Source organism: Clostridioides sp. ES-S-0108-01, from assembly GCF_020662285.1.
Classification (GTDB): Bacteria; Bacillota; Clostridia; order Peptostreptococcales; family Peptostreptococcaceae; genus Clostridioides.
In genome coordinates this window covers 327,522-346,431 of sequence record NZ_JADGMN010000001.1, presented here as the reverse complement: position 1 = coordinate 346,431, position 18,910 = coordinate 327,522, and the positions used below count along the sequence as shown (strand labels likewise).

The following is an 18,910-nucleotide window of genomic DNA, read 5'->3' as shown; positions in this document are numbered from 1 at the left end:
TCATCCTTATGTTACGTCAAAGTTACATTTCACTTTGAATTTCACTATCTATTAATTGAAGATTGTATTGTTGAATTAGTTCTATTAGACGAGCTGCATATATACTATTTCCATTTTCATCCTTTGCAGTACTATAACCTGCCTTTTCTAATGCTTTAGCTTGATATATATACGTGTTTGCATCAAACACGCCATTAGTTTTATATCTTTTATTTGTGGCTAAAAATTTTGCATGGTCTTTTATAGATTCGTTTTTATCATCATATATTCTAAATTTATCATCTATAATTGTATCTAAGTGTTCTTTTGTTTCTAAAGTCACTGACTCACCTTTCCAATAAGCATCAGCCTTTATACCAAATAGATTATTATATTGTTTTGCCAAAGTTGACTTGCCCCAACTAGATTCTATTATAGCTTGTGCAATAGTTATAGATGGAAGTATTTTATAATCTTTATAATTTTGTATAGCTTCTGTTTTAATTTCGTCGATAAACTTCATATATTGTGTATCAGACTTCAATCTTTCTGGTTTTATACCATAATCCTTAAGGTTGTCTATATAATTATCAACCAATCTTTTTTGTCTATTATTAAATTCTAACTCATTCAAAACATCACTTAACTTATTTACTTTATTATTTTTAGAAAAATTCTTAACAAATAAATCCGATACTTCTTCTATCTGTGAATCCTTAACATTTTTTAAGTTATTTTTATTTAACACAGCAACAATGGACGCTACATACTTCCAGTTAACTTGTACATTGTTTTTGCTTGCTAAATCAGAATATTTTATATACTTACTGACATTTATATCATCCTTACTTATCTCTCTAGATGAATATTCCTTCACTAATACACCTATTAAAATTGATATTATCAGTATTATAACAATGAATTTTTTATTCTTCATAAATATTGTCCTCCCTTATATTATCTGCTGACTACAATATATCTTACTTTTGTGACATATTCTTTACGAAATTCTGAAGATTTTATGAAGATTTATGAAATATATTTAATTAAAAGCACGACTATTGTTATAATATATAGTTTACTATTAAACAAAAAAATAGTTAAAATAAATTCATAATTAGATAAACTTATTTTAACTATTTACATAATAAAAATATTATTAAGTCTATTTATCAATTTTTATATATTTTTCTAATATATATTTTTTACCATATACAATAATTTTTATTGGTTTACCTTTTAAATTTTCTATTTTAATTAAATTACTACATACATCTACATTAATAATATTATCTCTATAGTTTATATTGAAAGAATAATTTTTCCATTCTTTAGGCAACTTAGGGTCAAAAGATAGTGTTTCATCCCACGTTCTCATACCTGCAAATCCATGTACAATGGAAAGCCATGAACCAGACATAGAAGTTATATGAAGTCCATCATTTGTATCATTATTATAATTATCTAAGTCAAGCCTAGCTGTTCTTGAGTATAATTCATAAGCCTTTTCTAAGTTATCTATTTCAGAGGCAATAATAGAATAAATACTTGAAGATAAAGAAGATTCATGGACAGTATATTTTTCATAGAAGTCAAAATTTCTCTTTTTCTCTTCTTTAGTGAATCGATTTCCAAAATAGTAAATTCCCTGTAATACATCTGCTTGCTTTATAAAACACGACCTAAGAATCTTATCCCAAGACCAATTTTGATTAAGAGGAAGATTTTCTTTTGGTAAATCTTTTACTTCTATAAATTCTTTATCTAAAAAATTATCGTTTTGAATTATTATTTTTAATTCCTCATCATATGGTAGATACATTTTCTTTGATATTATTTTCCAAAACTCAATTTCTTCCCTAGTCACACTATTTCTGTCAATACACTCATTATACTCTTTTTCTAATCGTAAGATATTTTCTACAGCATAATCTAAACACCATTTAGCTATATAGTTAGTATACCAATTATTATTGATATTGTTTTCAAATTCGTTAGGTCCTGTAACTCCATGTATCATATACAAATCTTTTTTTGTAGACAAATGAACTCTACTTGCCCAAAATCTAGCTATTTCTATTATTACATCTATTCCCTTTTCTTTTATATATTCAAAGTCACCTGTATAATTTGTATAGTTATATATTGCATATACTATACTTCCATTTCGGTGGATTTCCTCAAATGTTATCTCCCATTCATTATGACATTCTACTCCATCAAACGTAACCATTGGATATAAAGCACCTTTAAGCCCTAGTTTTTTTGCATTATCCTTTGCCTGTGCTAACTGATTGTACCTATATTCTAAAAGATTTCTAGTTACCTTCTTATCTGCTACACCTAGATATACTGGAACACAAAACGCTTCTGTGTCCCAATAAGTAGCTCCTCCATACTTTTCGCCAGTAAATCCTTTTGGACCTATATTTAATCGTGAATCTTCTCCATAATATGTTGAAAATAATTGAAATAAATTATATCGTATACCTTGTTGGCTACTTTTGTCTCCATTTATTTTTACATCTGCACTTTCCCATCTTTTATTCCACAACTTTGTGTGTTCATTCAATATATCATCATAGCTTTTAGATACTTCTCTATTTAAAATATCGTCACATTTTCTTAATAGCTCATTTTCTTTATAATCTCTAGTTGAAGTTATAGATACATATTTTTCTATACTTGCAACTTCATTTTTTAAAACATCCATTGTTATTGAATTTTCACAGTAATTATAATCGCTCTTATGAGATATAGCTTCTACTTCACCATTTGCCTTAATATACATCATTGCACCCACAGTGAACACTGGTGTATTAAATGCATTTTCCTTTGTTCGCGAAATAATACTTCCTTTATATTCTAAAGAATTTGAAGAAATTCCATTCCAAAATTCTTCCTCATAGTTTGAATCTTCATTTTTTATATTTGAATCTAAATATGGTATAAATTTTATTTTAGCATTAGAATTTAATGCTTTTATACTGTATTTAATTACTGCTAGTTCCTTAACAGATATACTTAAAAATCTAGTAATCTTAGCTTCAAATTTTTTATCATTTATATTTACAATAAACCTACGATTTAAAATACCATTTTTCATATCTAATTCTCTATAAAAATCTTCTACTTTACATTTTGCTAAATCTAATTCTACATCATCTATAAAAATTCTTACACCTATATAGTTGACTGAATTAGGAATTTTACCAAAGTATTCTGGGTATCCATTTTTCCACCATCCAACACGAGTTTTATCTGGAAACCATACTCCAGCTATATAAGACCCCCTATGTGTGTCTCCACTATAATTTTCCTCATAGTTTCCTCTCATACCCATATAACCATTACCTGTACTCATTATGGATTCTGCTAATCTATTTTCTTTGATTTCAATCTTATCTTGTATAATCTTCCATTCATCTATATTATTAAATAAACATTTCATATAATTCTCCTAACTATATACTCATTATACTTTTCTTGTATATATTCAAACTTTAATTGATTTGTTGAATCTACAACTAAATTTGCTTTATTTAAATTTTTATAATTTCCAACACCAACAGAAAACATATTAGCTGAGTTTATAGCGTCTATACCTGCACTTGCATCTTCTATCCCTATACAATTTTGTGGATTTACATCAAGCCCTTTAGCTGACATAAGAAATATATCTGGATGTGGTTTGTTATTCTTACATTTTGCTGCATCAGCTATAAAATCAAATTTATTACTTATACCCAAATGATTTAATACATTTGTTGCATTCTTGCTTGCAGAAGATAAACCTATCTTTATATTATTAAATTTTATATCAATTAACAAGTCTTCTATACCTGGCAAAATATCATTTGAAGTTATGTCATTTATTAGTGATACATAATAATTATTTTTTTCTTCAGCCATCTCCAGCTTTTCTTCTTCTGAAAATAAATATTTTTTGTTTCCAAATTCTAATATCCTATCCAGTGATTCCATTCTACCTATACCTTTTAAAGATTCATTAAATTTTGTATCTATATCTATACCAACCTTGTGTGCCAGTTTTTTCCAAGCCATATAGTGATAATATGCAGTATCTGTAATTACACCATCTAAATCAAATATAAATGCTTCAATCATTCTTATTTCCTTTCTCTGAAAGAATTTTTTAGACTAATAATCAATCTATTTTCTATCTTGTATTTAAGATATTATTTATAAAGTTATCTAGTTTAATTCAGTCTTTAACTTAAAATTTACTTACATTTCACTTTCTTGCACACTATAATTTTTTATAGTTCATAAAGATTTATTTAAAACAGTATAGCAATTTATCATGAAATCTAAAGTAAATACATTTTTGTATTATTTTAAAATGATAAACTTGTATTTTTCTAATATTATTTCTTCTTTTAAATCTACTATTTTTTCTTCATATAAATCTTTTGCTTTTCTATTTGCTAAATAATCTGGCAATGTCAAAATTACATCTTTAGATGAATTATTTATTATTATAGAAATGGATTCTTTCTTTAATATAATTGTTCCATTTTCTTTATCTGCTAGTAACCATTCATTCGATATAGACCTAAGTTCTCCATTTTCTTTACGAAGCTTAACAATCTTCTTCATAAAATTAAATATATCCTTATTCCACTTTTCTTCATTCCATTCCATACACTTTCTTTGTCCTTCAGATATTAAACTTAGTTCTCCTTCCATTCCAATTTCATCACCATAATATATACAAGGACTCCCTGATTGTACAAACATAAATAGGTATGCAAGTTTAAATTTATCAACATTTCCATCAGCATAGTTCAATATTCTTGTAGTATCATGACTTCCAAGCAAATTAAAAATAACTTCATTAACTTGTATTGGATAACTTACCATTACATCATTTATCATGTATTTAAATTCTTCAGCATTTATCTCATTTGTGCAAAAGAATTTTTTCATAGCTTCATACATTACATAATTCATAACTGAATCAAATTGGTCACCCATCAACCACGGTAAACTACCATGCCATATTTCTCCTAATATGTATGTATCTGGTTTTATTTTCTTAATCTCTTCTCTAAACTTCCTCCAAAAAACATGGTCCACTTCATTTGAGACATCCAATCTCCACGCATCTATGTCAAATTCCTTTATCCAGTATTTACCTACACCCAATAAATATTCTATTACTTCTGAATTTTCTGTGTTAAGTTTAGGCATATATTTTTCACATCCAAAGGTTTCGTAAGGTATATTTTTTTCATCTATTTCTTCTATTGGAATATCAATTTTATTCATATCTTTTATATAAAACCACTCTTTATATCGGGAATTTTCCTTATTTTTAACTACATCTTGCCACTGTTTAGAATAATATCCTATATGATTAAAAACAGCATCCAACATTATTTTTATATTTCTCTTATGCGCTTCTTCTATTAGTTTTTTTAAAGTCTCTTTATCTCCTAATGCGGGGTCTATCTCCATATAATCTATCGTATCATATCTATGATTTGTTTTTCCAACTGTAATAGGGCAAAAGTAAATTCCATTTATTCCTAAATCACTCAAATAATCTAAATGTTCTATCACACCTTTTAAATCTCCACCAGTAAAATTATCTCTTGTTGGAATAGCTCCCCATTCATCCACTCCTACTGGATTTATAGATGGGTTACCATTTGCAAATCTATCTGGAAATATCTGATACCAAATAGTCTCCTTGACCCAACTTGGTACTTTAGGTATATCTATATAGTTTAAATATGGGTATCCAAAAAAATTACTTATTTCACACAGTTCTTTTTCATCATTTTCATTTCCTAACTCTATTATTCTTTTTTCTGTAAATAAAATCTTTTCTCCTTGACCTTCTATTATAAAACCATATCTTGAACGTTTATTCAAAGGTTTGCACTTAGCTATCCAATAATCAAATAATTCTGTTTCTGCCTCTTTATCCATTGTTATATTTGTTCCACCAGACCAACCAATTCCAGATGCATTTAGATTCCCTCCTCCTGCACCACCTTTATCCCACACATATTGGTCTCCTATCCTCAAACTTACTCTTTTCACTTCATTTTTTTTAGTCCTAAGTCTTATATGTAATGTTTCTCTATCATAACCATATGCATAATTGCTCATTGGTATATGTAATATGGCTTCTTTTGTTAAATTTCTTTGAGTTGTTTCTATGATTTGATTGCTTAAAATTATACTCTCTTTATTTTTATTAGACAATTTAAATTTTCCCTCCTTTATAATAATTTATATAATTTAAAGATAGGTTAATATATTTTACTATTATATCACAATAAAAATATATAATAGTAAAATATATTAACAATAACTATTCAATTTAAAATAAACAATCTTATTTAAATTTAATTCCCTTTAGTTATTTTTGTAAAATAAAAACCTCTAGTATTTTTCTAGAGGATACAATATTATAACTATTAACTTTTTGACTATACATTAATTCACTTCAAAACCTCATCAATAACATCTTTAAAGTCATTGTATATAACTCTATTATCTGAATATATTCCATACCTAGATATATAATCCAAATGCCCATATATATTGTAATCTCCAAATTCACGATTAGTTTCAAGTATGCTATTAAAATATTTATAATATGCATCTTCTTTACTAAGCCCTTTAAAATACACCTTTGATGGAACAGGGATATTATCAATTGTATGAGTTGAACACAATATAAAATCAAAAGGATTAGAATTTATTATTTCTTCTATTTCATTTTTTAGATGTTTTCTATAACCAACTTCAACACCTAATAATAACTCTATGTCCTTTTTATATTTTTCTTTAAACTTATTAAATACTGGAACATAGTCGTTATAATTTATCTATCTTAATTATACAACAAGTTTATTGTATATATTTGTTAAAAGAAAATTATAATGGTTAAATTTTATTTACATACTTTTATTTTTATAAAAAAGAAAAGCACCTATTTTTGATTTTAGAAAATCATTAAAGATACTTCTCCTTAATCTAGCTTTTACATACTTCAATTACTTTAACGACTCGATTTCTCCCATCATCCTAACTAAATCCTGTCCATATTGACCTCCAGCCCAATTATTAGAAAGATTTTCAACTGTCTTAGCTTTCCCAAATAAAGACTTTTCATGTCTAGGGTCTACTGGATTTGAAAGTGGGTAACCATCTTGTCCTGCATATAAACATAAATGCTGAATTTGAGCTAGTATTCCTTCTTCCCAAGTATCAAATCTTGAATGTGCATTCTTGTCAGTATCAGAACCACCTTCTGTAGTCTTAAGACCACAAGGATTTTTAAATGATGCGTCTAATACTCCACCAAAATTACAGAAACCAGTTTCTTTTGCAGATTGAGCTACTGCTAAGACAGGATTTACACCTTCCTGAACAGCAGTATCATATAATATTGGTATTAATTCTATAAATAAATCATTAGCTTTTTTAGATTTAGCCCATTTTAAACAAGCGTCTAAACTAGCTGTTGGTTTACCTAATATGCTTGTCTCATCTTTAATCTGTGTTTCACCTTTTGTAGATGAATCTCCATTATTCTGTGCAGCAGAAACACACTTATTATACACACTGTCACTTATTGAACCTAATCGAGTAATCTTATCTGCTCCTGCTAATATAGACCTATCACTACTTTCTGACACCAATACAATTGGATTTTCCTTAGCAATTGTAGAACCTGTAAGTGCATTTACTAAATCATATCCATCACTTAAATAAAATTCTGACGCATCTGGATAAAATTCTTTTATAACCTTCTTATTTGTATCATATCTATCTGAACCACCAAGTCTTTTAGCATTAGTTTTATTAACCAAACTAGTGCTCATAGAGATACTTCCACCTACTGCATATGTTTTTACATTGCTTGTTGAAAAAGGCACACTCTTCCCATCTGTAAGTACTATAGGAGCTACATCTCTTACTGACACAGGTGCAGCACTTATTGTATCTGCTTCTCCTTTATATGCATTAGTTAATATCACTTCATCAACTTTTTTAATACCACTTACCTCTTTAGCAACACTATAACTAGTCTTTATTCTATCATCTCCACCCAACCTAGTTACTTGTGCTCCTGTGTTTTTCAGTTCAGTTTCTACTGACTTACTTATTGATAATTCTTTACCTATTATGTATATTTTTTTAACATTTTTTAATCTTTGTTTTGTTTCATTTGGTATTTTATTTTTTTGTGCAAGCAAAATTGGAGCATCAACAGCACCTGCAAGACCACTTGCTGAAAGACCATCCGCTATAGAATTATCCATATTTACCATGATTGCTGTATCATAATTCTTTTTATCTGCTATTAATCCAGCTGTCTCATATATATTGTTACCTTTAATTGTATCTGATGTTAATGCATTTACATTAGGTACATTTATTAGAAATATAGCTAATGTTAAGCCTAATGCTAAAACTCTTTTAATTGTTCTCATATTCTTCCCCCTTGATATATCAAGTTTAATCCAAAAATGACTATAGCATAGTATTACATCTACGCTATAGTCATTTATTATAATTTAATAATTATATATTTGTTATTATATCATAAATTACAAAAAGTTTCCATAATATTGTATAGATTAAAGGAAAAATTTACATTTTAGTTACAATTTACTAGATTTTTGTTCTAATGTACCTATATTTAGTAACAATTTGTAATAAAAATAGATATATATATTCCATATTTATTTTAATGTTTTACAAAATGAAATTTTATTGTATACAATAAATAAATTACAGATTTACATAATCTATTTGTTTTAAGTAAATCTTTTATCAATATTATTAAAAATATATCTTACATCAAGTTTATTATGTGTGAACTACCATCCACTTAACTACTTAAGGTAATGTTTGAAGTAGTAGTTTCTTGGTCAAAATAACTATTATTATCTTTTTTTGATTAAGTATTTGCTATTTATTTATATATCAATCTACTTTTTTACTTTTAATTTAATTCTAACATATTTTTTATGTGTTTTATGATATATAATGTGATATATTCTAATTAATGATATTTTCAAGTAAAAAAATATTACTCTATTATAAGGTGATAGTATCCTTGAAAATAAAACACTTAACTTTATTTAAGGAGATTACGATGAGTAACAAGCAAGGTTCTAATATAAAAGATGTAAAAATTAAAAATAAGTTAATAATATTGAAATTACTTTCTACAAATACACCTATGTCCAGAGTTGATTTAGCTAAATCTACAGGTCTTACTAAAATGACCTTATCAAATCTGGTTACTGAACTTATTAATGAAAACATGATTAGGGAAATAGAATCATCAACTTTAAATGCACATTCATCAGGTCGTAAACCTATTTTATTAGATATTTCTAATATATCACCCTGTATTTGTGGAATTCTAATAAGAAGAAATATATGTAAGGTAATTATTTCAGATTTGAAAGGTAATATTGTAAAACAACTTTCTGAAACTTACCCTAAATATCTATCAAATGATGTCTTAAAAGATATAATAAAGAGAATGTTTACTAAGATAATGAAAATCAATAAGAGAGAGATAATTGGAATCGGTATTTCTTCAATAGGTCCAGTAGATGATATAAATGGTACTATACTAAATCCTCCAGACTTTGGAGATGTATCAAATCTAAATATAATAGATTTTATAAAAGAAATGTCTGATTTGCCAATATTTTTGATAAATGATGCTAATTCAGGTGCATTAGCAGAAAAAATGTATGGTTTAGGTAAAAATATATCAAATTATATATACCTACACATAATGAATGGTATTGGTGCTGGTCTAGTGCTAGAAAATAAGCTTCATACTGGTAACCTAGGACAAAGCGGAGAAATAGGACATACATCAATTAATTTTAGTGGACCATTATGTAGTTGTGGTAACAATGGATGTTTAGATTATTACACAAGTGCTAGTAATCTAATTAAAAGAATTGAATCATTGAGCCATATTTATTCAAACTCTCCATTAATTAACTGTAAAGACTTTTCTTTAGTCAAGTTGATAGATGAGGCAAATAATAAAGATAGTCTTGCTATGTTTTTGCTTGATGAATTTTGTACATATGTATCATATGCACTGGTTAATACACTTACATTGATTGATTGTAGCTCTATAATAATAGGCTATGACTTTAATGTACCTGGTACATTTATAGAAAATACATTATTAAAAAAATTGACTGCTTCAGCAAGTTTTTCTAAATATAAAAAAATAAGTGTAAGACATTCAAATTTTGGAGCAAATGCACCATTAATCGGCTCTATAGCCATTGTCAGTTATAATTTTTTTAATGGTAGTATAAATTTTTATTAAATATGTAAAATATTTAAACACTTTTATTGAATATTTTTCCATTTAATATTATTATATTTTATAAGAACATTTAAAATTTGGAGGTATAAAAATGATTTCAGCTAAAATGGAAAAATTACTTAATGAGCAGATTAACCATGAATTATATTCTGCGTATCTTTACCTTTCTATGTCTTCTTATCTTGAAGCAGAAGGGCTTAAAGGATTTTCTAATTGGTTTTATGTTCAGTATAAGGAAGAGACAGACCATGCTATGTTTTTTTACAAATACTTACATAATGTAGGAGGAAAGGTTCAACTTGATGCTATCCCAATGCCAGACTCAGACTTTACTTCTGCAATGGATATTCTTGAGCGTACGTTAGCTCATGAAAAAAAGGTTACAGCTTTAATAAACAATTTAGCAGCTGTAGCAAACTCTGAGTCAGACTTTAGAACTTCTCAATTCTTACTTTGGTTTATATCTGAACAAGCAGAAGAAGAAACAAATTGTGAAGACAATATAAAGCGTGTTAAACTTGCTGGAGAGGGTGGTCTATTCTTTGTTGACCAAGAATTTGCTAATCGTACATATACAGCTCCAACAAATCCACCTGTTACAATATAATGTTTAAAAGTTTTTAATACAATAAAGAAGGTGTTTTAATGAAAATCAAAATTGATTCTTCTCATTAAAACACCTTTTATTATTCGTTTTATATGTAGTATTTTATTGTTTATACAGTACTATTTCACAATCAAACTTAAAACTATGCTTTTACTTTAAAATATTTTTAAATTAAATATGAGCTGACCGAAAATCACACTATCTAACTTACAAAATGCGATTTTCAGTCGGTGCTTTAATTATGGTTTAATACCAAAACCTATAAACTATTTATATTTAACTATTAAGGCGTCTACTGCACATACACCTTTTCCTTTAGGATATACAAACACTGGATTTAAATCTATTTCCTTGACTTTATCCTTATTTTCATAAGCATATTTTCCTAACTTAACCATCATATCTGCAAGAGCATCAATATCGCAAGGTTCACTTCCTCTATAGCCATTTAAAAGCTTAAATGATTTTAATTTTTTAAGCATCATGATAGCTTCATCGTGATTTATAGGCAATGGATATAAAGTAGTATCTTTAAATACTTCTACAAATACTCCTCCTAAGCCAACTAATAACATCGGACCAAATTGGTCATCATTAGTTATACCAATAATAATTTCTATACCACTTTCTGCCATTTCTTGAACTAGTATACCTTCAATATTAGCATCTGGTTTTGCTTTTTTTACATTAGTTAAAATCTCATTATATGCATCTACTGCCTCATCTCTATTCTTAATTCCTATTTTAACCCCTCCAACATCAGATTTGTGTAATATTTCAGAAGAATTTATTTTTAAAACAACAGGATATTTAATATATTTTAAGATTTCATCTAATTCATCAATACTTTTTGCATTGCCTTGCCCTGGTACTGGTACTCCATATTTCTTCATCTCAATCTTACTATCTAACTCTGATAATGCTACTACATTATTTAACTCTCTTTTCTTAACAGCTTTAAATTCTAAAGTTCTCTTAGAATAATCATAATCTATAAACTTAGCCATTTTATTAAAACAAGTAAATGTAGTTCCAACTGATGACATTATAGGCACTTGATTGCTTTCTAATCTAGTTCTATAATCTAAATACCTATTTCCTTCAAGTGTAGGAACTGCAAACACAGGCTTTTTCAATCCTTGTTCTCTAGCTTCACTTACAGCTTGACAAAGTGTTTCATGCATTTCATTTTCTTCATCTCTTATATTAGCACCTACCATAGTAAATCCAACACTATCATCCTTTTCAAAGGTATGTAATAGACCTACTATCATATCCTTTTCGTGGAATAATGCTGTTGTAGCATCTAGTGGATTTTTAGGTGTTGCAAATCCCGGAAGATATTTTTTCATTTCTTCTTTAGTTTCAGAAGATATTTCTGCAAGTTCTACATCATTTTCTTCTGCTAAATCTGCACAAATAGTATTTTCTCCTCCTGAGAAGTTCATTGCTGCAAAATTAGAATTTGTAGGTAAGTTACCATCTAAAACACTAAAAGCCTGAGCTAGACACATAAATTGTTCTAAGTTTTCCACAGAAATTACTCCATATTTTTCAAAAATACTTTCAAAAACCTTACTTGAACCAGCTAAGTTTCCTGTATGAGAAGCAGCAGAAATAGCTCCTTTTTCTGACCTTCCTGACTTCAAGATTATTACTGGTTTTCTTTTTTGAGCAGCTCTTTTTAGTGCATTTATAAACTTTTGTGGATTTTTTAAACCTTCAAGGTAAATAGCTATTACTGATGCATAATCATCATCTACAAGAAAATCTACTGCATCTTCTAATGTAACTATATTTCCATTTCCTGTTGAAAAACCATAAGATATATTAAAATAATCACTTGAAACAATCTCTGCAGTTATAAAACCACTTTGCCCTACAATTCCTATACCAGACCTTTTAGTATATAAATCCCATTTACAACCTCCTGCCCATAGATTAACTTTATCTATACAATTTAGCAATCCCATACAGTTTGGACCCAATATTTTCATATCATATGTATTTGATATTTCTATAAGTTGATTTTCTAAATCTATTCCTTCTTCTGTACCTTCCTCTGCAAATCCACTAGCATATACTACAGCTGCCTTTGCCCCTAATTCTCCAGAGTCTTTTAATACAGACAAAACTACATTTCTAGGTGTACATACTACTACACAATCTACTACTTCTGGAACATCTTGTATCGTTTTATAACATTTTCTTCCAAACAATTCTTTTCTTTTTGGATTAACATAATATACTCTATCTGTATCTTTACTTTTTACTATACTAAGTGCTGCACTTCTACCAAAACCAAGTTTATCAGTCACTCCTACTATAGCAATACTTTTTGGTCTAATAAGTTTTTCCAAACTCATAAATTCACTCTCCTATATGTTTATAATTGTGATTTTAAGTGAATTTTATCTCAAGATGAAGTTTCTCTTGGCACTAAAGGTTGTTAAATCTTGAGATAAATCACTTAAGATAAGGGTAATTTATCAAATGGCGTTATTATATCCTTCCATGAATGCTGCTTCATTTTGAACATTAAATTTTCCTTTTCCTTTTTCCTCAAAGAAATCACACATAGTTTTTAAAGCTAATTCTTTTTCAAATAATCCAGTCTTAGCAATTAACGCTCCAAGGACTACTATATTTGCTGCTTTTGGATTATTTACTCTTTGAGCTAATTCTTGACAATTTATTTTAACTACACTTATATCTTCTCTCAATGCTACATTCTCATATATTGTAGATGTATTAATAACTACTGTTCCACCTTCTTTAACTAAATTTATATAATCTAAAGATGGCTTATTCATTGCCACTAAGACATCTATTTCTTCCATGTCAGGTCCACCTATACTTTCATCAGAAAACTTTACTACACTATATGCTTTTCCACCCCTCATAGTTGGACCATATGCAGGCATCCAAGTTACTTGTTTTCCTAATTCAAGTGCTGACTCAGCTACAATTAAACCAAGAGTTAAAACTCCTTGACCACCAAATCCTGCAAATACTAACTCTTTTTCCATAACTATTCACCATCCCTTTGCTTAAATTCGCCAAGAGTATAATATGGCACAATTTCTTCTTCCATCCATTTGATAGATTTCTCTAGTGATACACCCCAGTTAGTTGGACAAGGTGCTAATATTTCAACTAATGAATATCCCTCTCCATTTAATTGAGCTTCTATTGCATTTTTTATATATTTTTTTAGATTAATTATTTCCTTTGGACTATGAACTGAACCTCTTGCTACATAAGCTACATCAAAGAAATTTGCTACCATTTCAGGAACTTTTAGTGGACTACCAGTAGTATTTATATCTCTTCCATTTACACTTGTTGTTGTAACTTGACCTGGCATAGTAGTCCATGACATTTGTCCACCAGTCATTGCAAAGTTGTTGTTATTTATTACAAATACAGTCACATTATGATTTCTGTATGCAGTATTTAAAGTTTCAGAAAGACCTATAACATAAGCATCTCCATCACCTTGATAAGTCATTACTAGTGTTTTTGGACGTGCTACTTTGATTCCTATAGCTGTAGAAGAAGCTCTACCATGTGCAGTTTGCATTTTGTCTCCATTCCAGCTAAAATTCATATTACAAACACAGCCAACTCCTAAAGTCAATACATGATTTTTTTCATATCCATGTTCTTCTATTACTTCTGCTATTATGCGATTTACTATTCCATGACCACAACCTGGGCAAAATTTGTTTGGTATTGAAACAACGCTAGGTGTTAATTTTTCTGCAACCATATTAGAACACCTCCTTGATTTCGCCAGATTTTATTTTTCTATAAGTGTCCATTACTTGCAATGTTTTTGGTATATGATTTCCACTAAATAGACCATACACAGGTACATTTTCTTTACATACTTTTTTTGAAGCTAAAGCAACGTCTTCTACTAACTGACCTGTATCTGTTGACTCTACTGATATAAATCCTTTTACATCGTTGTTTACCTTTTCAAATGCTTTATATGGGAAAGGCCACACTGTTATTGGTCTTATTATTCCAACTTTTTCACCTTGTTCTCTAAGTCTTATAACAGCATTCATAGTTGTTCTTGATGGTATACCGAATGCTACAAACACATATTCTGCATCTTCGACTTGATAATCTTCCCATTGTTGTTCATTTTCAGTTATTCTCATACGCTTTTCCATACAAAAGGCTGACTTTTGGTTATCTGCAACTTTTGCATGGTCTCTATTACTTCCATCGTAAGTCCAACCTAAATCTTCTTCTCTTTTCTTAAACTCTGGAAACTCTACTGGTTCCATCATTTGACCTAAAGCTGCTTCTGTTAAAATTTCAACAGGCACTCTATATTTCTCTGCTACATCAAATGAATTATACATTAAATCTACAGTCTCTTGAATACTGTTTGGTGCATAAACTATCAAGTGATAATCTCCATTTCCTCCCCCTCTAGTATCTCTTAGATAGTCCGTCTGTGCTGAATCCAACGAACCAAGACCAGAACCCCATCTCTGCACATTTACTATTACACAAGGGTAGTGATTTGCACATAAATACGAGATTCCTTCTTGTTTTAAAGATATTCCTGGTCCTGAAGAACTCGTCATAGACCTCATTCCACTTGCATATGCTCCATATACCATATATATAGCAGCCATCTCATTTTCGGATTGTATAAAAGTTCTTCCAAGTTCAGACATTCTATGTGATAAAAATTCCATTACCTCTGTTTGTGGTGTAATTGGATATCCTGCATAAAATTCACAACCACCTCTTAAGGCTGCTTCTGCAATGGCGTGGTTCCCCTTCCACATCTTCTTCATATTATCCCAACTCCTTCTAAGCTTCTTGACATGCTTCTTCTTTAATTATTTCAAAAACATTATCTGGACACACTTGGTAGCAAATTCCACAAAGTATGCATTTACTTTCATCAACCTCTACATGAGCATATCCTTCTTTATTTATATTGTTTGATATTTTTAATGCTCCCTTTTTACAAGATATAACGCAGTATCCACAACTTTTACATCTATCTGCGTTTATTTTTAAGCTCATATCTACACCCCATTTCGTAATATTCCTATCTATTATCCAATACTTGTTTCTTCTTTAATATTTAATATTTCCTTTAAAACTGCTACAAATTTCTTATTTTCCTCCATAGTTCCAATACTTACACGTGCATGTGTAGCACTTGGTCTTATTATAAAGCCTCTTTTTTTCAACTCTTCAAATAGCTTAGGTATATCTGTTTTCATATCTACATAAAGGAAGTTTGATTGTGAATCCACAACATCAAATCCCATTTTTGTAAACTCTTCTTTAAAGTAAGCCATTCCAACTCTATTCAAGTCATACGTTTCTTTTATAAATTCTTCATCATCAAGTGCTGCTGTTGCTCCACTTATAGCAACACGGTTTGCAGAGAAAGGCTCTTTTACTGTAAATAAAGTTCTTATTATTTCGTCTTTAGCAATACCATACCCTACTCTAAGCCCTGCAAGACCATATATTTTAGAGAAAGTTCTTGTTACTATAACATTGTAATTTTCTCTTACATACTTAAGTCCATCTACATAATTAGGCACTGTTAAAAATTCTATATATGCTTCATCCAATATAGTTATAATATTTTCAGGGACTTTCTTTAAAAATTCTTCTAACTCTTTATCATCTACAATTGTTCCTGTTGGATTATTAGGATTGCACACACATATTAATTTTGTCTTATCTGTAATCTTATCTAGTATACCTTGTAAATCATACTTATAATCTTCTGTTAAAGGTACTTCTACTGGTATCCCTTCATTTTTTATAGTTGCAGTTCTATATGATGGGAATGTTGGGTTACAATATATAACTTCATCCCCTCTATTTATAAAAGCTTCACCTATTAGTGTAATAACGTTGTCCGCACCATTAGCAACAATAAAATTTTCTGGTCTTAAATCTAATTTTTCAGCTAATTTTCTTCTAAGTTGATTAGCTTCTGGTTCTGGATAAAGTTGACCTTGTTTTAACATATAAGTCATAGCTTCCATTGCTTTTGGTGATGGACCTAAAGGATTTTCATTTGAAGCTAATTTTATTATTTCTTTTACACCATATTTTTCCTTAACTTTTTCTATTGGTTCACCTGGAACATATTGATGTAATTCTTTTACTGTATTTCTCAATAATTTTTCTATCATTTTTAAAAGCCCCCTCTGTATATGTATTTTCATTTATATAAACGCTATTGCGTCTACTTACTTTAATAACTTAAATTAATCATCTACTAAACTTTCTTTTAACTAAGCCTTTCTTTGATTTAATTCTTCTCTTATTTGATTTAATTTCTTGTCACTCACTGGATATAGTATTGCTATAACAACAGCTATTATTAAAGGTATTGCCATAGAATAAGAAATCATATTTATAAAACCTGTTTTAACTGCCTCTGTAACTACCATATCAGCTTGATATCCCATTGAATTCATCAAGACTGTTCTTATAGTAGTTGCAAGTAATACTCCTACTTGTATCGCAACTGGATACAGTGACATACTTAAACCAGGTAAATCTTTTCCTGATTTCCAATGCCCATAATCACAAGAACCAGCAAAGAAGTTAAGATTTATTATTGATACTACATTTGAAAAACCTCCTCCAATTGCCAGCAACATAGTTACACCTAAAGTAGTTTTTCCCCAAGGAGTCCATACAACCAATAAGTGGCATAATGCACAGATAGAAAAAGAAATTATTGAGGCTAGTTTTTGCTCTCTACAGATTTTTATAAATACTGGTGCGAAAAACATGAATGCTACACTTACCAAAGGCATTATTGATAAAAATACTGCTAATCCACGTTCGTCTTCTATTACATATTTAAAATAATATGGAGCCAAAGGTCCTAAACCTATAGATCTTATACATATAAGAAACTCTAAACAAAATGCCATCATAAGTGGTACATTAGTAAATAGTGCTTTTGTCATTTCACTTGCTTTAATTTTTGGCTTTTCTTCTTTTTGAAGAACTTCTTCTTCTGCACCAGATTTTATTATCTCTGTTGAAGAAAACCAAAATACTAAAAGACATCCTACTGCAAAGAATAAATAGGTACCTAAATAACCCATTCCTTCTCCACCTAATACATCTGCAAATAAAACTAATAATAACGGATATGAAAAACCTACTAAGAATTTACCAACTTCTTTGAATATATTAGTAGTAGTTGAACCTATAACTCTGTCTCTAGGTGTCTTAGCAACCACAGGGTAAATAGCATAAATTATAGTGAAAACTACTTGCTGAGCACAAGATGCTATTAATAATAAAGCTGTCATTAAAGGTAAAAGTAATGCTGGACTTATTTTCATTAATGGAACTATGAAAAATATCCCATATGTTAATGCTAACGTTGCTGGTGCATATCTAAGCCATGGATAATATTTTCCTTTTTTGAATGGTTGTTTGTCAAATACTGTACCCGTTATAGGAGCTACAGCAATTTTTATAAAAGATTGTACAATTTGCATACCACCTGCCATAATTACACCAAGTTTTGCTACATCAGTTAAAAAGATATTTGTCACGGTTGATACAAAGTAACCTATAAAATTGTACGCTAGGTTTATAGAACTTGAATATGTGTATATTGCTCTTTTCTTAGGGTCTCTCATATCATCTCTAAAATTTGATATAAGGTTTCCTCTTGGTTTGCTTTCTTGACTACTCACATCTACCCCTCCCTTATAAAATCTGATTACTTTTTATTATTCACGTATAATAATTCATATTCTAAATCCTAAATATATCTTCCTTGATTTAGTGTAAAATTTTTATATGTGTATAATTTTATTTTAATTATATTCTCAAAATTTTTAATTGTCAAACATTTTTTAGATTTTATTTTTTACTATTAAAAGTAACTAAAAAGCCATTTAAACTTAATTTAGATTTGTTTTTTATCATTTTAC

15 protein-coding genes are annotated in these 18,910 nt (G+C 28.9%); 2 read left to right on the top strand and 13 right to left on the bottom strand.

Annotated elements, in window-relative coordinates:
- Positions 1-22: 22 nt before the first annotated feature.
- The 6 genes from IR152_RS01535 to IR152_RS01510 form a co-directional block, all read right to left on the bottom strand.
- Complete coding sequence (locus IR152_RS01535) at positions 23-916, bottom strand: glycoside hydrolase family 73 protein (RefSeq protein WP_227450074.1); 894 nt, start codon at positions 914-916, stop codon at positions 23-25.
- A gap of 228 nt (positions 917-1,144) precedes the next feature.
- The gene (locus tag IR152_RS01530) at positions 1,145-3,430 is read right to left on the bottom strand and encodes a glycoside hydrolase family 65 protein (RefSeq protein ID WP_227450073.1); all 2,286 of its coding nucleotides are present in this window, start codon (positions 3,428-3,430) and stop codon (positions 1,145-1,147) included.
- Positions 3,427-4,107 carry a beta-phosphoglucomutase gene (gene pgmB / locus IR152_RS01525; RefSeq protein ID WP_227450072.1) on the bottom strand — a complete coding sequence of 227 codons (681 nt, stop codon included), beginning with the start codon at positions 4,105-4,107 and terminating at the stop codon, positions 3,427-3,429. Before pgmB ends, IR152_RS01530 begins: the two co-directional genes overlap by 4 nt.
- Before the next feature lie 225 nt (positions 4,108-4,332).
- Positions 4,333-6,216 (bottom strand): glycoside hydrolase family 13 protein, encoded by a 1,884-nt coding sequence (locus IR152_RS01520; RefSeq protein WP_227450071.1) that lies wholly within the window; start codon positions 6,214-6,216, stop codon positions 4,333-4,335.
- Between the two features lie 239 nt (positions 6,217-6,455).
- On the bottom strand, positions 6,456-6,845 hold the full coding sequence (locus IR152_RS01515) for a PHP domain-containing protein (RefSeq protein ID WP_227450232.1): 390 nt from the start codon (positions 6,843-6,845) through the stop codon (positions 6,456-6,458).
- Between the two features lie 168 nt (positions 6,846-7,013).
- Complete coding sequence (locus tag IR152_RS01510; protein WP_227450070.1) at positions 7,014-8,456, bottom strand: cell wall-binding repeat-containing protein; 1,443 nt, start codon at positions 8,454-8,456, stop codon at positions 7,014-7,016.
- Between the two features lie 668 nt (positions 8,457-9,124).
- On the opposite strand from IR152_RS01510, the gene IR152_RS01505 reads away from it, so the two are divergent.
- Both IR152_RS01505 and IR152_RS01500 read left to right on the top strand, forming a co-directional pair.
- Positions 9,125-10,336: an ROK family transcriptional regulator gene (locus IR152_RS01505; RefSeq protein ID WP_227450069.1), complete on the top strand. Its 1,212-nt coding sequence runs from the start codon at positions 9,125-9,127 to the stop codon at positions 10,334-10,336.
- Positions 10,337-10,427: 91 nt separating this feature from the next.
- Complete coding sequence (locus IR152_RS01500) at positions 10,428-10,943, top strand: ferritin (protein WP_139628468.1); 516 nt, start codon at positions 10,428-10,430, stop codon at positions 10,941-10,943.
- Positions 10,944-11,209: 266 nt separating this feature from the next.
- Here IR152_RS01500 and IR152_RS01495 read toward each other — a convergent pair whose 3' ends face one another.
- The 7 genes from IR152_RS01495 to IR152_RS01465 form a co-directional block, all read right to left on the bottom strand.
- Positions 11,210-13,309: an acetate--CoA ligase family protein gene (locus IR152_RS01495; protein WP_227450068.1), complete on the bottom strand. Its 2,100-nt coding sequence runs from the start codon at positions 13,307-13,309 to the stop codon at positions 11,210-11,212.
- A gap of 123 nt (positions 13,310-13,432) precedes the next feature.
- Positions 13,433-13,972: a 2-oxoacid:acceptor oxidoreductase family protein gene (locus IR152_RS01490; RefSeq protein WP_227450067.1), complete on the bottom strand. Its 540-nt coding sequence runs from the start codon at positions 13,970-13,972 to the stop codon at positions 13,433-13,435.
- Between the two features lie 2 nt (positions 13,973-13,974).
- Positions 13,975-14,715 (bottom strand): thiamine pyrophosphate-dependent enzyme, encoded by a 741-nt coding sequence (locus IR152_RS01485; protein WP_227450066.1) that lies wholly within the window; start codon positions 14,713-14,715, stop codon positions 13,975-13,977.
- 1 nt (position 14,716) lies between these two features.
- Entirely contained in the window at positions 14,717-15,766 is a 1,050-nt protein-coding gene (gene vorB / locus IR152_RS01480) for a 3-methyl-2-oxobutanoate dehydrogenase subunit VorB (protein ID WP_227450065.1), read from the bottom strand.
- A gap of 16 nt (positions 15,767-15,782) precedes the next feature.
- Positions 15,783-16,001: a 4Fe-4S binding protein gene (locus IR152_RS01475; protein WP_227450064.1), complete on the bottom strand. Its 219-nt coding sequence runs from the start codon at positions 15,999-16,001 to the stop codon at positions 15,783-15,785.
- Positions 16,002-16,033: 32 nt separating this feature from the next.
- Positions 16,034-17,137, bottom strand: a complete 1,104-nt coding sequence (hisC, locus tag IR152_RS01470; RefSeq protein WP_227450063.1) for a histidinol-phosphate transaminase — start codon at positions 17,135-17,137, stop codon at positions 16,034-16,036.
- Between the two features lie 102 nt (positions 17,138-17,239).
- The gene (locus IR152_RS01465; protein WP_227450062.1) at positions 17,240-18,670 is read right to left on the bottom strand and encodes an MFS transporter; all 1,431 of its coding nucleotides are present in this window, start codon (positions 18,668-18,670) and stop codon (positions 17,240-17,242) included.
- Between the last annotated feature and the right edge of the window lie 240 nt (positions 18,671-18,910).